General features: G+C 59.5%; 16 protein-coding genes. 11 read left to right on the top strand and 5 right to left on the bottom strand.

The annotated features are described in order from the left end of the window. Positions 1 to 7 precede the first annotated feature (7 nt). The 4 genes from mltF to ubiG form a co-directional block, all read right to left on the bottom strand. Complete coding sequence (gene mltF / locus D1224_RS05220) at positions 8 to 1390, bottom strand: membrane-bound lytic murein transglycosylase MltF (RefSeq protein WP_119378853.1); 1383 nt, start codon at positions 1388 to 1390, stop codon at positions 8 to 10. A 156-nt stretch (positions 1391 to 1546) separates the two neighbouring features. After that, the gene (locus D1224_RS05215; RefSeq protein WP_233350403.1) at positions 1547 to 2746 is read right to left on the bottom strand and encodes a multidrug effflux MFS transporter; all 1200 of its coding nucleotides are present in this window, start codon (positions 2744 to 2746) and stop codon (positions 1547 to 1549) included. 168 nt (positions 2747 to 2914) lie between these two features. Further along, positions 2915 to 3517 carry a DUF924 family protein gene (locus D1224_RS05210; RefSeq protein ID WP_119378851.1) on the bottom strand — a complete coding sequence of 201 codons (603 nt, stop codon included), beginning with the start codon at positions 3515 to 3517 and terminating at the stop codon, positions 2915 to 2917. Further along, entirely contained in the window at positions 3517 to 4305 is a 789-nt protein-coding gene (gene ubiG, locus D1224_RS05205) for a bifunctional 2-polyprenyl-6-hydroxyphenol methylase/3-demethylubiquinol 3-O-methyltransferase UbiG (RefSeq protein ID WP_119378850.1), read from the bottom strand. Before ubiG ends, D1224_RS05210 begins: the two co-directional genes overlap by 1 nt. A 132-nt stretch (positions 4306 to 4437) precedes the next feature. Between ubiG and D1224_RS05200 the strand changes: the two genes are divergently transcribed. The 3 genes from D1224_RS05200 to D1224_RS05190 all read left to right on the top strand — a co-directional run bounded on the left by D1224_RS05200 (position 4438) and on the right by D1224_RS05190 (position 9043). Further along, on the top strand, positions 4438 to 5685 hold the full coding sequence (locus D1224_RS05200; protein WP_119378849.1) for an aspartate kinase: 1248 nt from the start codon (positions 4438 to 4440) through the stop codon (positions 5683 to 5685). Between the two features lie 25 nt (positions 5686 to 5710). Then, entirely contained in the window at positions 5711 to 7990 is a 2280-nt protein-coding gene (ptsP, locus tag D1224_RS05195; RefSeq protein ID WP_119378848.1) for a phosphoenolpyruvate--protein phosphotransferase, read from the top strand. A gap of 84 nt (positions 7991 to 8074) precedes the next feature. Then, positions 8075 to 9043 carry a helix-turn-helix domain-containing protein gene (locus D1224_RS05190; RefSeq protein ID WP_147372331.1) on the top strand — a complete coding sequence of 323 codons (969 nt, stop codon included), beginning with the start codon at positions 8075 to 8077 and terminating at the stop codon, positions 9041 to 9043. A gap of 79 nt (positions 9044 to 9122) precedes the next feature. Here D1224_RS05190 and D1224_RS05185 read toward each other — a convergent pair whose 3' ends face one another. Beyond that, complete coding sequence (locus tag D1224_RS05185) at positions 9123 to 9563, bottom strand: pilus assembly protein N-terminal domain-containing protein (RefSeq protein ID WP_119378846.1); 441 nt, start codon at positions 9561 to 9563, stop codon at positions 9123 to 9125. Between the two features lie 252 nt (positions 9564 to 9815). Here D1224_RS05185 and D1224_RS05180 point away from each other — a divergent pair, with 252 nt between their 5' ends. The 8 genes from D1224_RS05180 to D1224_RS05145 all read left to right on the top strand — a co-directional run bounded on the left by D1224_RS05180 (position 9816) and on the right by D1224_RS05145 (position 17647). Then, positions 9816 to 9974 carry a Flp family type IVb pilin gene (locus D1224_RS05180; protein WP_119378845.1) on the top strand — a complete coding sequence of 53 codons (159 nt, stop codon included), beginning with the start codon at positions 9816 to 9818 and terminating at the stop codon, positions 9972 to 9974. A gap of 147 nt (positions 9975 to 10121) precedes the next feature. Further along, a complete protein-coding gene (locus D1224_RS05175) occupies positions 10122 to 10619 on the top strand; it encodes an A24 family peptidase (RefSeq protein ID WP_119378844.1) in 498 nt (165 codons plus the stop codon). A 98-nt stretch (positions 10620 to 10717) separates the two neighbouring features. Next, positions 10718 to 11551 (top strand): Flp pilus assembly protein CpaB, encoded by an 834-nt coding sequence (gene cpaB / locus D1224_RS05170; RefSeq protein WP_119378843.1) that lies wholly within the window; start codon positions 10718 to 10720, stop codon positions 11549 to 11551. Continuing rightward, positions 11551 to 13020: a type II and III secretion system protein family protein gene (locus D1224_RS05165; RefSeq protein WP_119378842.1), complete on the top strand. Its 1470-nt coding sequence runs from the start codon at positions 11551 to 11553 to the stop codon at positions 13018 to 13020. The genes cpaB and D1224_RS05165 overlap by 1 nt, the downstream gene beginning before the upstream one ends. An 11-nt stretch (positions 13021 to 13031) precedes the next feature. After that, positions 13032 to 13736, top strand: coding sequence for a CpaD family pilus assembly protein (locus tag D1224_RS05160; protein WP_119378841.1), 705 nt, complete (start codon positions 13032 to 13034; stop codon positions 13734 to 13736). Positions 13737 to 13768: 32 nt separating this feature from the next. Next, complete coding sequence (locus tag D1224_RS05155) at positions 13769 to 15112, top strand: AAA family ATPase (protein ID WP_119378840.1); 1344 nt, start codon at positions 13769 to 13771, stop codon at positions 15110 to 15112. A 19-nt stretch (positions 15113 to 15131) separates the two neighbouring features. Next, positions 15132 to 16616, top strand: coding sequence for a CpaF family protein (locus D1224_RS05150; RefSeq protein WP_119378839.1), 1485 nt, complete (start codon positions 15132 to 15134; stop codon positions 16614 to 16616). Beyond that, complete coding sequence (locus tag D1224_RS05145) at positions 16616 to 17647, top strand: type II secretion system F family protein (RefSeq protein ID WP_119378838.1); 1032 nt, start codon at positions 16616 to 16618, stop codon at positions 17645 to 17647. The genes D1224_RS05150 and D1224_RS05145 overlap by 1 nt, the downstream gene beginning before the upstream one ends. The last annotated feature ends 7 nt before the right edge of the window (positions 17648 to 17654 follow it).

Genomic DNA, 17654 nt, shown 5'->3' with positions numbered 1-17654 from the left:
GGCCATATCAGACCGGCACGTTGGTTCTCAGCATATTATAATAGTCGCGGATACGCTCGACATAGCGGACGGGCTCATAACCGCGTGCATAACCGTACTTCACTGAATTATAGTATTTCGGACGTGTCAGCAGGGGCAGCATGCGTTCAATGTTCTGCCAGCTATTCGGGTCCAGCCCCTGCCGCCGTGCCAGGGTGCGCGCATCGTATACGTGACCCATGCCGACATTATAGGCGGCGAGTGCGAACCAGAGACGCTCTTCGCCCTGAATGGCGTCAGGCAGCCTGTCATAAAGGCGTGCGAGGTAACGCGCCCCGCCGTCGACACTTTGCGCAGGATCGGTTCTGTCCTGAATACCGACTTCCTTCGCCGTCGGGCGGGTGAGCATCATGATCCCACGGACGCCGGTCGGGCTGACCGCGTCAGGATCCCAGTGTGATTCCTGGTATGCCTGTGCAGCGAGAAGCAGCCAGTCGAAAGGCTTCTCTTCGGCCGCAGCTTCGAAATAGGTTCTGTAAAGCGGCAGTCTTTCTTCGACCCGCTCGACGAAGCGCAGGACTTCGACATAGTCGAATTCGTCCAGATGGCCGAACCAGTGCTCATCGAGTTCTTCAAGATACCCGCTAGCGTGGGCTTCCATGAACCAACCTGCAAGCGCCTGGTCCATGCCGGCAATTTCCGAATTGTAGACCCAGCCCAGTGGACGTGCCTCGGTCAGGGTCATGGGGACCACGAGGTCTGGATAGAGACGGCGTGCATATTCGGCGAGATGAGAGTCGGCGATCGTGCAATCAAGCCGTTGCTCTGCAACATCGCGTAGGAGTGGAAGGGCCGAACCGGCAATCTGGGTATCGAATGACAGCGACGGATAGTCGGCGCTTAGTCCCTCCAGCGTCTCGGCATAAGTGGAGCCTTTTACAACCGACAGGCTCACCGTGGACAGCGCTTCCAGCTCCTTCGGAGCGGGGCCGCCCTGATGACACACGACGCTTTCCTCGACGTTCCGATAGGCCGGACCAAAGGACAAGCGTTCCTTGCGCGTATCGGTAATGGTCAGATTGGCAGCTGCCAGGTGCGCGCGGCCGTTTTCCATGGCGTCGGCGATCTCGTCGATACTATCCATCTGGATAAATCGGGGCGTGACGCCGAGATCTTCGGCGAAGGCTTTTACGAGGTCGGCTTCATAGCCGATCGCGCCAGCGCTCGACACGCTGAACGTTGTGGGGCCCTCAAGCGTCAAAACGATCAGATCACCATCTTCCTTGATGGTTTCGACGGACCCGCCCTGTACGACATTGGTCGTCTCTGGCGCTGAATTGCATCTTGTCGTGCTCAGCCCTGCCAGGATCGTCGCGCCAGCTAATAAGCTAATGCGAACTTTCTCATGCATACTCATACAATAGGTGGATAGAGCGTGAGTTCAAATTTTCGCCGAGATTCTTTCGATTAGCGAAATTTATGCAACCACGGCGTGTCTGAGGGACTCTGGCGGGACGAATATTTGCAATTACGTCCCGTATCTGCAGACCTCGGGCTCGCGTTTATTCTAGTCAGGATCGTCACGGCTGCCGAACAACCGCCCTCTTTCGGTAATCAGGACGATCAGAAGACAGCCGAGCCCCAGCCCGACATAACCCTCAAGGATCGGCACGACGGATCCGTTAAAGCGGCTCGATACGAGCCAGCCGAAAAAAGTCGCTACGGTGGTTGTCATGAAGCCATAGGCGGCGCTGCCGGTTCCGGCGATCTTTCCAAGAGGCTCCATGGCAAGCGCAGAAAAGTTTGCACCGATAAGACCGAAGCATGCAAAGGTCAGCGCGAACAACGGGTAAAATATGATGAGGCGCTCGCCAAACTGGATCAGGGCAAGGGTGTTGATGATCGCCAACACGATAAAGCCGAGCAGGACCGTATGGCTGACCCGGCGCATGCCGATCCGCTCGACGATGCGGGAGTTCATGAAGTTCGCAATCGAGAGCGCACCCGCGATCCCGGCGAACCAGAGCACGAAGGTTTCTTCCTTTTCAAACACGTCGCGGAAAACCTGTTCGGAGGAGGCGACATACGAAAACAGCGCACCAAAGATAACGCCGCTCGCGCACATATAACCGAGCGTTACGCGCGTCGTGAGCACCTGCTTGTAGGCCCGGAATGAGCCGCCGAAATTTAGGGGTGGGCGATCTTCCGATGGCAGTGTTTCGGGAAGACGCAGCGTGATCCAGACCATCATCAACAGGCCCGCAATGCCGAGCACCCCAAACGTCCACTGCCAAGGGGCGAACAGCATCACGCCCTGACCAAGGGAAGGCGCGAGGATCGGCACGACCATGAACACCGTCATGACCAGCGACATAAGGCGCGCCATGGCGCGGCCGCCCATCAGGTCGCGCACGACCGAGACGGCGATGACCCGAATGCCGGACGCGGCAATCCCTTGCAGAAAACGTATCGCAAGCAGCATGGAGAAGCTCGTCGCGGCCATGCAGGCAAAGCCTGTAATTGTGTAAAAGGCGATACAGCCAAGCACGATCTTCTTGCGCCCGACACTGTCAGAGATCGGCCCGAACACCAGCTGTGGTGCCCCGAAGCCGAGCACATAGGCAAAGATCACCAGCTGCTGGTCATTGGCCTCTTGCAGGTCATAGGACTGCGCGATGTCGTGCAGCGCTGGCAACATCGTATCAATGGCCAGCGCATTCAGGGCCATCATCGCGGCAATCATGCCGACGAATTCCCAGAGTGGCATTGGAAGGGCAGGGGGGACGGCCGGCACGACTGTTTCTACGGTTTCACTCTGCATCGGGCCACTCGTCCATCGTCCAGCACGGCTATCTGGCCCGCCAAGTTTCAATTGCAACCACTGCTCGCGCATAGCTGCAAGTCTGACTTAACGAGAGGGGGGGCGCCCCGGCGCCTAGAACCCTGCGCCCGGCTGGGCGAGATACTTTTCTTCAGCAGGAGTAGAGGTGCGTTGCAGCAACTCATTCCGGTGCGGAAAACGCCCGAACCGCTCGATGACCTCACGGTGCTTGTAAGCATAGTCGAGCGTCGCCTTGCAGAACTCGCGATAGTCCTCGCGGGCCTCTTCGCTGAGCTTTTCGAACAGCGAGACCGACAGGTTCTGGTCGGCCATCTTCTCTGAATGCTCGGCGGGCAGGTAGAAAAAGACCCGCTCGGGTTCCGAGAGGGTCCGGTCCTGACCGAGGTCCAGCCCGACCTGCATCAGGTGACGGCTGAGTGGATCGTGCATGAAGCTGTAGCGGTGACCACGAAAGATGTTCCGGCTGAACTGGTCCAAGGCAATGATCGCGGCCAGACGACCCCGTGCGCCACGGTTCGCCCAGTCTGCCGCGAGACCAGCGGCCAGTGCGCCGATCACATCGGTAAAGCGGCGGGCGATTTCCTCGTCCGTCTCGAAGCTCTTGGTGAACCAGAGCTTGTTCTTTTCCTTCAGCTGCCCGGTCGACGTGGCTGTATCGCCGATCCAGTAGGACAAGACATCTTCAGGTGTGATCATCAACCGCCTCCAGGCGATACAGGCCGCCGCGCGACGAGCATGTAGTTGACCTTCGTGTCATTCGAAAGCCGCCAGCTGTCTGAAACCGGGTTGTAGGACACGCCCTGTGGGCGGTCCGTTTCAAGCCCTGCCATCTGCAGGGGCGCGGCGACCTCTGCAGGCGTCAGGAACTTGGAAAACTCATGCGTGCCGGGCGGCAGCCAGCGCAGCACATATTCCGCGCCAACTATGGCCAGCGCAAATGCTTTAGGCGTCCGGTTGAGCGTCGCGGCAATCATCAGCCCACCCGGACGCAGCAGGGCGGCAGTGTCCTTCATGAACTGGGCAGGATCGGCGACATGTTCGACGACTTCAAGGTTCAGCACGATGTCGAAAGGTTCGACGCCGGCCTCCAGCAAGCCTTCCGCCGTACCTGCGCGATAGTCGATGTCGAGACCGCCCTCGCGTGCATGGGTCAGCGCGGTCTTGATGTTGGCTTCGCTCGCATCGACGCCGGTGACACTTGCCCCGAGCCGGGCCATCGGCTCGCTGACGAGACCCCCGCCGCAACCGATGTCGAGCACGCGAAGTCCTTTGAGTGGTTTTCGCGCCGTTCCATCCAGTCCGAAATGGCTGCAGGCCGTGTCGCGGATAAAGCCAAGGCGCACCGGGTTGAACTTGTGCAGTGGCTTGAACTTGCCTTTCGGGTCCCACCATTCAGCCGCCATGGCTGAAAACTTCGCAACCTCGTTGGCGTCGATGCTGGGCTGGCGGGGTTCCGCTACGGTATTTTCTGAGAATTCATCCATCTCTTTAGCAATCCTGTTTGCGCTCGCATCCTGACACGACTAAAGCTGCGCGCGGGACATCCGGGGATATCCTGATGACCCCGATCATATGATCGGTCTTATCTCTATTTGGGAGGGCGAGGCGGCGAGGCAATGCAGCGCACGGTTCTGAAATTTGGCGGTACGTCGGTGGGCGATCTCGATCGGATCGCACATGTCGCCGATCTTGTGTCCTGGCGCGCGAGCCAGGGCGAGAAGCTCGCAGTGATCGTCTCGGCCATGGCAGGTGAGACAAACAAGCTCGTTGGTTTTGCGCGCGGCGCCGCTGGCGACAATATCAGCGGACCTTCCTTCGATGACGAGTATGACGTCGTGGTCTCCTCCGGTGAGCAGGTCACCAGTGGCCTTCTGGCTCTTGCCCTCCGCAAGCGCGGTCTGAAGGCGCGCAGCTGGCTCGGCTGGCAGCTTGCCATGAAAACGAGCTCTGCACATGGCAAGGCCCGGATCATGGGCTTTGAGAATTCGGGCTTGCTCGACGCCGTCGATGGGGGCGAAATCGCCGTCATCGCGGGCTTTCAGGGCGTGACCGATGAGGGCCGTGTCTCGACACTTGGCCGGGGCGGCTCCGACACCAGCGCCGTAGCCGTGGCCGCTGCGCTGGGGGCGGAAAGCTGCGACATCTATACCGATGTGGACGGCGTCTACACGACGGACCCGCGCATCGTTCCGCAGGCGCGCCGGCTCGACAAGATTTCCTATGAAGAGATGCTCGAAATGGCATCGCTGGGCGCAAAGGTTCTCCAGACCCGCTCGGTTGAGCTTGCCATGAACCACCAGGTCCGCGTGCGTGTGCTGTCCAGCTTCGCGCAGCCCGGGGAAGACAATCCAGGCACCTATGTCTGCAGTGAGGATGAAATCGTGGAAAAACAGATCGTCAATGGCGTCACCTATTCGCGCGATGAAGCCAAGGTCACCCTCTATGGTGTTGAGGACAAACCGGGCGTTTCGGCCCGTATCTTCTCCATGCTGGCAGACGCAGGCGTCAATGTGGACATGATTGTGCAGGCGAATGCCCGCGGCCCGGAACGCGCCAACATGGTTTTCACCTGTACGAGCGCCGACAGCGAAAATGCTGAAAGAATCCTGCTCGAATCCAAGGCAGACATTGGTTTCGAATCGCTCAGCGTTTCACGCGATGTCGCAAAGGTTTCCGTGATCGGTGTGGGCATGAAAAGCCATACCGGTGTTGCTGGCACAATGTTCGATGCTCTTTACAGGAAGGGGATCAATATCGACGTGATCTCCACCTCCGAAATCAAGATTTCGGTCCTCATTCAGGCGGCCTACACCGAACTTGCAGTACGTGCACTTCACACTGCCTTTGGGCTTGACGCTACGTAGCTCAGCAAGCCAAGAGCGGCTTGTCATGCCCCAAAGTTTTTCGGTCCCTCGACTTCTGATCAATCGCCTGCGTGATGTCATGGCGGGCGACATGGAAGCTGACACCCGCCTGCAGAAGGTGGTGACCCTCATTGCGGGCACGATGGTGGCTGACGTTTGCTCCATCTATAAACGCACCGATACGGACGAGCTCGAGCTGGTCGCAACCGAGGGTCTGGCATCGACCGCTGTCCATCAGACCCGCATGGCATTCGACGAGGGCCTTGTCGGCCAGATTGCGCTGTCAGGAGAGCCGCTCTCGATTCAGGACGCGCCGCGGCATCCGGCCTTTTCCTACCGCCCCGAAACGGGCGAAGATCCCTACCACGCCTTTCTTGGGGTGCCGATCCTTCGCGGCGGTCGCGTCATCGGTGTCCTCACCGTGCAGAACCGGACGGAACGGCTCTACGATGAAGACGAAGTCGACAGCCTGCAGACCATTGCCATGGTTCTGGCAGAGGTCGTTGCCTCCGATGTGCCGACACAGCCTTCCACGACCGATCCGCGTGAAAGCCGTCCGATCACACTCAAGGGCCGGATCCTCGGTGAAGGGCTCGGTCTTGGTACCGCGAAGCTTCACGATCCGATCGTCTCACCAGCGCGTTACTTCGCCGATGATCCCGATGCCGAAGCGCGCCGGTTGAGTGCTGCGCTTCGCCAGTTGCGGACGTCGCTGGACAAGATGCTGACCAATGATGTGAGCGCCATCTTTGGCGAACCGCGGGAGGTTCTCGAAGCCTACAAGATGCTCGCCAGTGACCCCATGTGGGCCGCACGTCTGGAAGAGACGGTACGCTCAGGTCTTTCGGCGGAGGCTGCCGTTGACCGCTCACGCCGTGAGCACAGGGTGAAGCTGGAGAATGCCGCAGACCCGTATCTGCGCGAACGCCTGCATGACCTTGAAGACCTCGACAACAGGCTGCTACGCGTCCTGGCGGGCAGTGACGGGTCGGCAACGGGAAGTGAAGAGAACGACGCTGGCGCGGCAAGCGAAGTTCTGATCGCACGGCGGCTCGGCCCTGCTGAGCTGCTTGAATATCGCAATTCCGGCCTGGCGGCGATCATCCTTGAGGAGGTCGCCCCCTCCAGCCACGCAGCGATCGTCGCCCGGGCCCTCGGCATTCCCACCCTTGGCGGGGTCGCCGGGTTAAGCAGTGCAGTTGCACAAGGCGATCAGGTTATCGTCGATGCTGAACAGGGTATGCTTCATGTGCGTCCCGATCAGGATCTGCTGACCGCCTATGAGACAAGACGCCTCATGCGCACGGAGCGTCAGGCCGCGTTCCAGGCGCTGAAAGATCAGCCGTCCCGCACACGCGACGGCGTCGATATCAATCTTATGCTGAATGCCGGCCTCGCCCTCGACATGGACGCAATGGACAAGACTGGCGCTGAAGGCATCGGTCTGTTCCGCACGGAATTCCAGTTTCTCGTCTCCGACACCCTGCCGAAAATGGAGTCGCAGATCGGTCTCTACCGACAGGTGCTGGATTTTGCGGGCAACCGGCCCGTTCATTTCCGCACGCTGGACCTCGGCGGCGACAAGATGCTGCCGAATGCGAACAAGGGCGAAGAAGAAAACCCGGCGCTCGGCTGGCGGTCTATCCGCTTCGCGCTTGACCGTCCGGGTCTCTTTCGCCGTCAGCTACGCGCGCTTGTCAGGGCTGCAGATGGCGGCCCGCTTAGCGTCATGTTTCCGATGGTGACCAAGGCTGATGAGTTCTTCGAGGCCAAGGCTCTCCTCATGGAGGAGATCGAGTGGAGTGCCGCGCGCGGCTTCCAGAAACCGTGCGACGTGCGCACAGGCGCCATGCTTGAGGCGCCGGCGCTCGCTTTCACAATCGGAGAGCTTGCGTCTGAGGCAGACTTCATTTCCGTCGGCACGAATGACCTGATGCAGTTCTTCTTCGCGGCAGACCGCATGGTTCCGGCTGTCTCGGAACGATACGATTTCATCAGTCGGCCGGCGCTACGGTTCCTCGATATGATCCGTCAAGAGTGCGAGCGTCATCAACTTCCAGTCTCTGTATGCGGAGAAATTTCCTCCCATCCACTCGAGGCGCTTTGCCTTATAGGGCTTGGTTATCACACGCTTTCGATGCCGGCTTCGGGTGTCGGTCCAGTAAAACGCATGCTGCGAAGTGTAGATCTCTCAACCTTTGGTCCGGAATTTCGCGCGGCGATTTATGAATCCAATGCTGATCTTCGTAACGAAGTATTATCCATTGCCCGGATACAGAAAATTGCCTTGAAAGATCATGGATAGGCGGCGTATACCATAAGTGCTGCATGGCATGGGGTATGCAGTTCCCACAATTTATCCGCCAGTCACCGATTGGATCATCGCGTCATGAACGACGACGAGCGTAAAGCAGAAGTTGCGTCTTCCGAAGCCGAACAGATTTCGGATCACCCAGTTCACACTGGCGTTGAAAATCCTGATTCCCATGCTGCTGATAATCGTGATGAAACGCTCGTCATTGAAGACGCGGCTGTGGCGCCGTCCGGCGGCGATAGCCTGATCGACAATTTTACCGCTGGTGGCATCCTGCGCGCCGCACGTGAACGCCAGGAGCTGAGCATCGCTGCCGTTTCGAGCGCGTTGCACATGAACCAGCGCGCGATCGATTGCCTGGAGCGCACGACCCAGCCGCCCGGCTACGATATGAGCCGCACACGGATTGCGGCGAAAAGCTACGCAAAATATCTCGGCATCCCGCCGGAGAATGTCCTCGCTGACTTCCCGATGGACGACAATCCAAAGCTGGCGACAGCGGTCCCGCGTTCGTCGGTTGCCGAGGTTCAGCCGCGCCGTGGAAGCCGTATCGCGATCCCGGCAGCCGTTATGGCCTGCGTGGTGGCCGCTGGCGTCGGCGTCGCCTTTCTCATGACCCCCGGCGATACGATAACGGGCCGCTCGGCACCATCCGTCGCTGAGCGCGTGGTTGCGGTGAATACTGCCCAGGAAAGCCTGTTCGCACGCTCGCCGCTTACGGCCGGTCAGATCGATGCGCCCGAGCTTTCAATTATCGCCACTCGCCCTGACTGGATCGAGGTGCGGGGCCCGGACGGCACGATTTTCCGTAGCCGGACGATGGCACGCGGCGAGATCTATTATCCACGGGTCGGTGCTGACTGGACGGTAACCGTACGCGACGGCACTGCCTTTGAGTGGCGCGTTGATGGCCGCCCGATCGGCAACCTGTCTGAAATTGCTGCGCCAGTTTATTCTGCGAGCATCGACGAAGCGGCGGCTGTCGCAGCCGCCCAGAGCCAGCCGACCCTGGCCGCGACGAGCAATAGCCGTCCTAGTCGCTAGGGCCTTTCCATTAAGATAAAAAAAGCCAGCCCCGAACCGAGGCTGGCTTTCGCTTTTTCTGCAAGGGAAGGCGCGTGGCCTAGTTGTCCGTCAGGCGCTTCAGCTGCTCGGCCTGGTCCAGAGAGCGTGAGAAGTGATCTTCATTGTCGCCAAGGACCGGAGCATCGCGGCACTCGCCAGCGCAGTCATAGGTGAACGAGCTGCCACCGCGATTGATGGTTACCAGATTGGCCGCATTCGTCGTCACAACCACGTCGGTCTCAACGATAATATTGTTGTTGGCGTCAAGAACGACGAGGTTCGTGGTGCCAAAGCTCTTTCCCGTCAGGAAGATCATGTGCGGGTCAGCGACGGCGACATCCGCGATGTTCTGATTGCCGATCACCACATTCGCGGCGGCGCGCGACAGGCGCAATGGCTTGGTCGTGCCGGTCTCTACGGTCATCTGCTGGGCGGTCGCAGTCAGGGTAAACGTGCCAGCCATGAGGCAAGCGGCGGCCAGCCTTGAAATCAGTTTCATTGCAGACGCTCCTGTAAGGTATACGGTCTTTGATAATATCTACCGTCTAGAAGGTTTCACGAAGCCTAACGAGGCTGAGTGCTGCCTCGTGAAGATGCTTCCCGGCTATGGTTAAAGGAGCCGTTCGAAGTGTTCAGAAATTTCGTGGACCGATTTACGTGATATTTATTTGCACCCTGTAGAACCATCCATGTTCCGGCAAAAACAAATGCAATTCGGAACGTCATAAATGCATGATGATGGAGCCTCCAAATGCAAAAGCTTGTACGTTTTTTCAAGAATGAGTCGGGTGCAACCGCTATCGAGTATGGTCTCATTGCTGCCCTGATCGCCGTCGCGATCATCAGCGCTGTTTCGGCCCTCGGCACCAGCACCTCTGACACCTTCAACACGGTCGCCAACGCCCTCTAAGGCAGGCCCGCGAAGGGACATCCAGCGTGACTGGATGAATGATCAAGAGCCGTCCGGGCGCCCGGACGGCTCTTTTCATTAGCGGGGTGTCAAACTTTATCCGCTAGTCAGCATGGCAACAGATTACCCCATTGGGAGCATACTCTTATGGTTGCTGAGCTTTTTGCCGTTCTCTTTCTTCTCCTCTGCGTCTACGCGGCGATCCGCGATATCGAGACGCTGACCATCTCCAACGGCCTCAATGCGATCATCGCCTTTCTCTTTGTTCCGGCAATGATCATCAGTGCGCCGGGCTGGGACGTTACTGGCGCTCACCTTCTCGCCGGTGTTGCTGCCTTCATTATCTCGGTACTTCTGTTCACCTTCGGCGTCTTTGGCGGCGGCGACGCAAAGATGATCCCGGGGGTGATGCTCTGGCTCGGTCCCGAAGCGGCCATGCCATTCATGACGGCGATGGCCGTGATCGGTGGACTTCTTGCCGCCACCGTAATCGTCGCGCGAAAGCTTGTGCCTGCCGACGCCGCGCCCGGCTTTGCACGCGGGACGATGCAGCAGGGTGCAGGCGTGCCCTATGGGGTCGCGATTGCAGGCGGTGCCTTCTACGCCGTTCCCTACTCGCCGCTGCTTTCGCTATTGGGCGCATAGCGATTTGGGCAAGTTAACTATGCCTTAGTCTGTGGATGCAAAATTGACGGTTGAGGGGCTCCATCTTGCGGGGCTGGTTTGAGCCGGAAAGGTATCCGATGTCTCCCATTCGCCTGATCATCCTGGTCGTTGCCGCGATTGCTGCGATCGGCGCAGCTTTTCTCGTGCGCGGCATGTCCAGCGCGCCGGTCCAGCAAGTCCAGATGGAACCGGAGATCATTGAGCGCGAAGTGGAGATGTCTTCCACCAAAGTGCTCGTGGCGCGCGCCAGCATGCGCACAGGTGCGCTGCTCACTCCTGATGATTTCCGCTGGGCTGACTGGCCAGAGCGCGCTCTGAACCCGGCTTACTTCATCCAGGACACGTCGCCTGATGCTATCGAAGAGCTCTCCGGCAGCGTCGTGAAAACGCCGCTTCTGGAAGGCGAACCAATCGTTGACCAGAAAATCGTCATGAAGGGCGAGACCGGCTTCATGGCCGCGCTCCTTGCGCCTGGTATGCGCGCCATCGCCGTCGAAATTTCGCCTGAATCCGCCTCGGCGGGCTTCATCCTCCCGGATGACCGCGTTGACGTCATCCTGACCTATGATGTCGAAGTGATGAGCGACCGCGGTATGAGTGACACAACGCTTACCAAGACGGTCATCCGCAATGCGCGCGTCCTCGCCATCGACCAGATGTTCGGCGAAATGGACGGCGTCCCGACGCTGACCGGCTCAACCGCAACGCTTGAGCTTGAGCCACGTCAGGCAGAGCTACTCGCACATTCGAGCCGCCTTGGCTCCATCGCGCTATCGCTGCGCAGTGTTGCGGATGCCGACGAAAATCAGGGTGTGCCGCTCGCCAATACCAGCCTTCTCGACGGTAACAGCGGGGCAGGGGGCAGCGGCGTGCGGGTCTTCAAGAATGGTAATGTGAGCGGGGGAAGCTGATGAGCGCGATTTTGCGCAGTCTCGGAGCAGTGTGTTCGCTTGCGCTCCTTTCTGCTCCGGTCCCGGCCGGGGCACAGGATATTTCCGGCGTCTCCATCATGGAGCCGGGCGAAACCAGCGTCTCGCAGACGATCCGCCTTGGGCTCAACAAATCCACCGTGATCGAGCTCGACCGTCCGGTCGCCGATGTCGTCATCACCAACCCGTCCATCGCAGACGCTGTCGTGCAGACGGCCCAGCGTCTGATCTTCCGCGGCATCGAAGTCGGTGAAACCAACGCTTTCCTGTTTGACCGTCATGGTCGTCCGATCCTGAACCTCGAAATCGTCGTGAACGCCGACACCGCCGCGCTTGAGCGCCTGGTGGAGCGTTATGTGCCGGGCGCCCGCGTCGCCATTGAAAGCATCGGCGGCAACATGGTCGTCAGCGGTAATGTCGACAGCGTCCTCCAGTCCGACCAGATCATGCGCCTCATCAAGGCCTATTCGGGCGACGAGGAGTTTGAGCCGGTCAACATGTTGAGTGTCGCCGCCAAGGACCAGGTGATGCTCGAAGTGCGCATCGTCGAGATGCAGCGCTCGGTCGTCAAACAACTCGGCATCGACATTGCTGGCAGCTCTATCGGCAGCCTGGAAGACGTCCTCAACTTCGACATTGCGTCCGCAACCGGCCTCGCCGTGCAGGGCGCATCCCTCGGCGGTCTTACCTTCAATCCGCGCTACTCGACTTTTGACGCCAATGGCCGTGAAACGACAATTGGTGCAGGTATCGATGCGCTGGAGCGGATCGGCATTGTCCGCACGCTCGCTGAGCCGAACATTTCAGCCATTTCGGGAGAGAGCGCGAAGTTCCTCGCAGGCGGGGAGTTCCCCGTCCCGGTCGGCCAGGACGACAATGGACGCGTGACGATTGAGTTCAAGCCTTACGGTGTGGGCCTCGCCTTTACCCCGGTCGTCCTGTCTGAGGGGCGCATCTCGCTCAAGGTTTCGACCGAAGTGTCCGAACTGACCAATCAGGGCGCCTTCCAGGGGCAGTCTGTTGCCGGCGTTGACGGTGACGGCAACGTTGTGACCACCGAGGCGCTGACCATTCCGGCGCTGACTGTCCGCCGCGCGGAAAGCACGGTCGAACTGCCTAGCGGTGGCTCCATGATGCTTGCCGGCCTGATCCAGAGCCGGTCGCGCCAGTCAATTGACCAACTTCCCGGGCTGAAACGCCTGCCAGTTCTCGGTGCGCTCTTCCAGTCGCGCGACTTTCTGAATGAAGAAACCGAGCTGGTCGTGATCATCACGCCCTACCTGATCGACCCGACCAATAAGGGTAATCTGCGCACACCGGCGGATGGTTACGTAAATGCGACCGATGCCCAGTCGGTCTTCTTCGGCGCGCTGAACGCGGTCTATGCCCGCGAAGGCGAGGGTCTCAACCGGGACAATTATAACGCGCCAGTCGGCTTCATAGAGGAATAGGAGAGCTACAGATGCATCATCTAAAGACCTCTGGCCTGATCGGCGCGCTGGCTGTCGCAAGCATGCTTGGCGCCTGCGCCACCAGCCCGAACAATTTCGTGCCCGCCGACTATCAGACCGGCACAACGCTGGACCGCAATGAGATTGGCGTTGGCGAGACGAGCCAGCGTCTGGAACTCGCCATCGATAGCCGCAGCGCCTGGTTGCGTGCAGGCCAGGAAGACCGCGTTCGCGCCTTTGTTTCCAACTATCGCCGAAGCGGCCATGGCGTTCTCATCGTCGCTGTGCCTTCGTCTTATGGCGCAGACCCGTATTCGGTCGCAGCCGTCTCGGAAGCGCGCGATATCGCATGGGCTGAAGGTGTCGCTTTTGATGATGTGCGCGCCCGCGCCTATGATGCGGGCGGACGCCGTGATGCACCGCTTATCCTGACATACCAATCCTATGTCGCGATCGCGCCCTACTGCCCTGAAAAGTCGCAGGTCCGCTTTTCTGACATTCGCAGCAATAACGACATGCCAGCCCTCGGCTGCTCTATCCGCGTCAACCAGGCAGCGATGATCGCTGACCCATCGGACCTGTTCGGCAATCGTCCGCTGGATGAAGGCGACGCCCTTCGCCGTCAGGCCCAGCTGGAGCTTTTCCGGGAAGGCCAGCCAACAGGCGCGGAACGTGGCGACGATGAAACAAGTGCTGTTTCGACAGCAGTGAACTGAATTTGAGTGACGATCGAAGGTCCTGAACGACAATGAGCAGAGAAAACGCACTTTTCGATGACGACTTCGACTTTGGCGACGATGCCGAGGGTCAGAATGATCTTGTCGGCCAGCTGACAGGTGTGCGGGATGAGGACGACTTGCCCCCGCAGGTCGACATTCCCCAAATGCAGGCCTTTGAGGGTGGTGACCGGGCAATCCCCGCCATCTCCGTGCTAGCCTTCTGCGAAACCAAGCGCGTGTCTTCCATTATCGACCGCGTGAAGAGTGATCGGCGCATGTCCAATGCGTCCGTGAGCATTATTCCCGGCGGCATACCTGCCGCCATCGAGCACCTTTCCAGCAATCCCACCCCGAACCTGATCATCGTCGAGTCGTCTGCAGCCTCCAGCGAGATGCTGGCGCAGATCGATCAACTGGCGGGCCATTGTGACGAGGGCGTCGAGGTCATGGTCGTTGGCGCGACGAATGACATTCCGCTCTATCGCCAGCTCGTTGCGCGGGGCGTCAGCGAATATCTCGTTCCCCCGATTGAGCCGGTCCAGATGGTACGTTCCATCGGAAACATCTTCACAGACCCAGAAGCCCCCTTCGTCGGCAAGTCCATTTCGGTCGTAGGCGCAAAGGGCGGCGTGGGTTCCTCGACCATTGCGCACAACCTTGCCTGGTCGTTGGCAGAGAATGTGCGGGTGAACACCTCGCTCGTCGATCTCGATCTCTCCTTCGGGACAACCTCGCTCGACTTCAATCATGAGACGCCGCAGACTGTGGCAGATGCCCTGCTTGCGCCGGACCGTGCCGATGATGCCGTCATCTCTCGGCTGCTTGCCAAGGCGACCGACCGACTTTCGCTCTTTACCGCGCCGGCGACCGTCAGCCAGCTGATGGATATCGATGCGACCGCCTATTCGACCGTCATCGAAGGCGTGCGCCGCCTGATGCCCTATGTGGTCCTGGACCTGCCGCATGGCTGGTCGCAATGGATCTACAACACGCTGATCAGTTCTGACGAAGTCATCCTTGTCTGCCAGCCGGATCTCGCTTCGTTGCGCAATGGCAAGAACATGCTCGACAAGCTTAGAAGCCAGCGCCCGAATGACCGCGCGCCGCGCCTCGTTATCAACATGATGGGCGTGCCCAAGCGTCCCGAAATCCCGGTAAAGGATTTCGCTGCTGCGATCGAGGCAGAGCCGGAAATCATTCTGCCTTTCGACCCGCAGCTTTTCGGCACCGCGTCCAATAAGGGTCAGATGATCTCTGAGGCAGACCCGCAGTCCAGACCTGCTGTCGCCATTGATGAGCTCGCCAGCATGCTTTCGGGTCGCGAGACCGTCCAGCCGGAGAAGTCCCTGCTCAAGAAACTTCTCGGAAAGTAAATGGCGCTAGAAAAATTCCATGTCTTTCGGCAAACGCTCAGCAAACGCATTAAAGCCAGCTCCTAGTTCGGCGCCAGCACCGAAGCCGTCAGCGGCTACGCCGCCGCCAGCTCAGAAGCCGGCTGCGGCGCCTCCGCCGTCGGGGGCACCGAAAACGCCCCAGAAGCCTGTCGCGCTGAAGCCGCCCCCGGATATGGAAAGAGAGCGTGTCCACCGCGTGGATACCCGCTCTGAAGAATATTACTCGACCAAGACGACGATCTTCAACGCGCTGATCGACACGATCGATCTCGGCCAGCTGGCCCAGCTCGATGCCGAAAGCGCGCGCGAGGAAATCCGCGATATCGTCGTCGAGATCATCAGCATCAAGAATGTCGTGATGTCGATTTCCGAGCAGGAACACCTGCTAGACGACATCTGTAACGACGTGCTGGGCTATGGCCCCTTGGAGCCGCTGCTCGCCCGCGACGACATTGCTGATATCATGGTGAACGGCGCCGACACGACGTATATCGAAGTGAACGGCAAGATCGAGCGGACCAATATTCGCTTTCGCGACAATGCCCAGCTGATGAATATCTGTCAGCGGATCGTGTCGCAGGTCGGCCGCCGCGTTGATGAAAGCTCGCCGATCTGTGACGCGCGCCTTCTTGACGGCTCTCGTGTAAACGTCATCGCCCCGCCCCTGGCGATCGATGGCCCGACGCTGACCATTCGTAAGTTCAAGAAGGACAAGCTGCGTCTTGCCGATCTCGTGAAATTCGGGTCGATTTCCGAGGCCGGCGCAGAAATCCTCCGCATCATCGGTCACTCGCGCTGTAACGTGCTCATCTCCGGGGGTACCGGTTCAGGTAAGACAACGCTGCTCAACTGTTTGACGGGTTTCATTGATCCGACAGAGCGCGTCATCACCTGCGAAGACTCTGCCGAACTCCAGCTGCAGCAGCCACATGTGGTACGTCTCGAAACACGCCCGCCGAACATTGAAGGGTCCGGCGAGATTTCCATGCGCGACCTTGTGAAGAACTGTCTGCGTATGCGCCCTGAACGCATCATCGTCGGCGAGGTTCGTGGCCCTGAAGCGTTTGACCTTCTCCAGGCCATGAACACTGGTCACGACGGCTCCATGGGCACGCTGCACGCCAACACGCCGCGTGAAGCCCTCAGCCGTGTCGAGTCCATGATCACGATGGGCGGCTTCTCGCTGCCGGCCAAGACGATCCGCGAGATGATCGTCGGTTCAATTGATGTTGTCGTACAGGCCTCGCGCCTTCGCGACGGGTCGCGCCGCATCATGCAGATCACCGAGGTCATGGGCCTCGAAGGCGATACGATCATCCTTCAGGATATCATGAAGTTCGAAGTCGAAGGCGAAGACGATGACGGGCGCGTGTCGGGCCGTCACCGTGGCACCGGCATTGGCCGTCCGCGGTTCTGGGATCGTGCGTCCTACTTCAACATGGAGCGCGACCTCGCCAAGGCGATCGATGCGCTGGATACCTGATGCTCGGCGGCGATCTCCTCATCTTTCTCGTTGCCGGTCTCGCTTTCGTAGCGCTGGCCGGTATCGGACTTGCGCTTACCGGGGGTGACACCGACAACCCGGCGCGGCGCGCACGCCAGCTTGCGGAAGGCAAAGCGGGCGGCAAGGGAAACCAGAAGCAGGACCCCGCCTCTCAGCGCCGCCGCCAGACACAGCAGATGCTGGACAAGCTGCGCGAGCAGGATGAAGCGCGCCGCAAATCACTGGTGCCGCAGGATATACAGGGCAAGCTGCTCCAGGCTGGCCTCGACATCAAACCTGAAACCTTCTGGGCGTTCTCGGCTGTGCTGGGCGTCGCTCTGGCGCTTGTGACCTTCATCTCCGGTGCGGAAGGCCCACCGCCTATCGCAGGGATCGAGATCAAGTCGCGTCCCGCCATGATCATCGCGGCATCGGTCGCGGGTTTTCTTGGCATTCCGCGCTGGGTCATCGGCTTTCTGACCAAGCGTCGCTACAAGAAGATGACGGCTCAGTTCGCTGACGCCATCGATATCATCGTTCGCGGTGTAAAGTCCGGCCTGCCTCTGACTGAATGTCTGCGCATCATCGCCAAGGAAAGCCCGGCGCCCCTCGGCACGGAGTTCAAGACCCTCACCGACAACATCCAGATGGGCATGACGACTGAGCGCGCGCTGCAGCAGCTCTACAAGCGCGTCCCCCTGCCAGAGGTGAACTTCTTCGTCATCGTGCTCACCATTCAGGCGAAATCCGGCGGTAACCTTTCCGAAGCGCTCGGCAACCTCTCCAAGGTCATCCGTGAGCGGAAGATGATGCGCGAGAAGATCAAGGCCATGTCATCGGAAGCCAAGGCATCTGCCGGTATCATTGCCTGTCTTCCCTTCGCCGTCGGCTTCATGGTCTTCATGACAACGCCCAGCTACATCATGGAGCTGTTCATCAAGCCGACCGGACACACCATCCTGTTCATGGGCGTTGGCCTCATGATCACCGGTGTGACTGTGATGCGCAAAATGATCAGCTTCGATATCTAGGGGGAGG

Origin of the sequence: Henriciella barbarensis, assembly GCF_003576345.1 — a bacterium.
GTDB lineage: Bacteria > Pseudomonadota > Alphaproteobacteria > Caulobacterales > Hyphomonadaceae > Henriciella > Henriciella barbarensis.
The sequence above is the reverse complement of the archived record's forward strand: the minus strand, read 5'-3'. Positions and strand labels throughout refer to the sequence as shown.

What these genes read in the sequence shown, in the direction of transcription:
- D1224_RS05210 (WP_119378851.1), bottom strand. Translation starts at nt 3,517, where the DNA reads ATGATCACACCTGAAGATGTCTTGTCCTACTGGATCGGCGATACAGCC.
- D1224_RS05175 (WP_119378844.1), top strand. Translation starts at nt 10,122, where the DNA reads ATGGTTGCTGAGCTTTTTGCCGTTCTCTTTCTTCTCCTCTGCGTCTAC.
- D1224_RS05150 (WP_119378839.1), top strand. Translation starts at nt 15,132, where the DNA reads ATGTCTTTCGGCAAACGCTCAGCAAACGCATTAAAGCCAGCTCCTAGT.
- D1224_RS05190 (WP_147372331.1), top strand. Translation starts at nt 8,075, where the DNA reads ATGAACGACGACGAGCGTAAAGCAGAAGTTGCGTCTTCCGAAGCCGAA.
- D1224_RS05165 (WP_119378842.1), top strand. Translation starts at nt 11,551, where the DNA reads ATGAGCGCGATTTTGCGCAGTCTCGGAGCAGTGTGTTCGCTTGCGCTC.
- mltF (WP_119378853.1), bottom strand. Translation starts at nt 1,390, where the DNA reads ATGCATGAGAAAGTTCGCATTAGCTTATTAGCTGGCGCGACGATCCTG.
- ubiG (WP_119378850.1), bottom strand. Translation starts at nt 4,305, where the DNA reads ATGGATGAATTCTCAGAAAATACCGTAGCGGAACCCCGCCAGCCCAGC.
- ptsP (WP_119378848.1), top strand. Translation starts at nt 5,711, where the DNA reads ATGCCCCAAAGTTTTTCGGTCCCTCGACTTCTGATCAATCGCCTGCGT.
- D1224_RS05180 (WP_119378845.1), top strand. Translation starts at nt 9,816, where the DNA reads ATGCAAAAGCTTGTACGTTTTTTCAAGAATGAGTCGGGTGCAACCGCT.
- D1224_RS05160 (WP_119378841.1), top strand. Translation starts at nt 13,032, where the DNA reads ATGCATCATCTAAAGACCTCTGGCCTGATCGGCGCGCTGGCTGTCGCA.
- cpaB (WP_119378843.1), top strand. Translation starts at nt 10,718, where the DNA reads ATGTCTCCCATTCGCCTGATCATCCTGGTCGTTGCCGCGATTGCTGCG.
- D1224_RS05200 (WP_119378849.1), top strand. Translation starts at nt 4,438, where the DNA reads ATGCAGCGCACGGTTCTGAAATTTGGCGGTACGTCGGTGGGCGATCTC.
- D1224_RS05145 (WP_119378838.1), top strand. Translation starts at nt 16,616, where the DNA reads ATGCTCGGCGGCGATCTCCTCATCTTTCTCGTTGCCGGTCTCGCTTTC.
- D1224_RS05215 (WP_233350403.1), bottom strand. Translation starts at nt 2,746, where the DNA reads ATGCCACTCTGGGAATTCGTCGGCATGATTGCCGCGATGATGGCCCTG.
- D1224_RS05185 (WP_119378846.1), bottom strand. Translation starts at nt 9,563, where the DNA reads ATGAAACTGATTTCAAGGCTGGCCGCCGCTTGCCTCATGGCTGGCACG.
- D1224_RS05155 (WP_119378840.1), top strand. Translation starts at nt 13,769, where the DNA reads ATGAGCAGAGAAAACGCACTTTTCGATGACGACTTCGACTTTGGCGAC.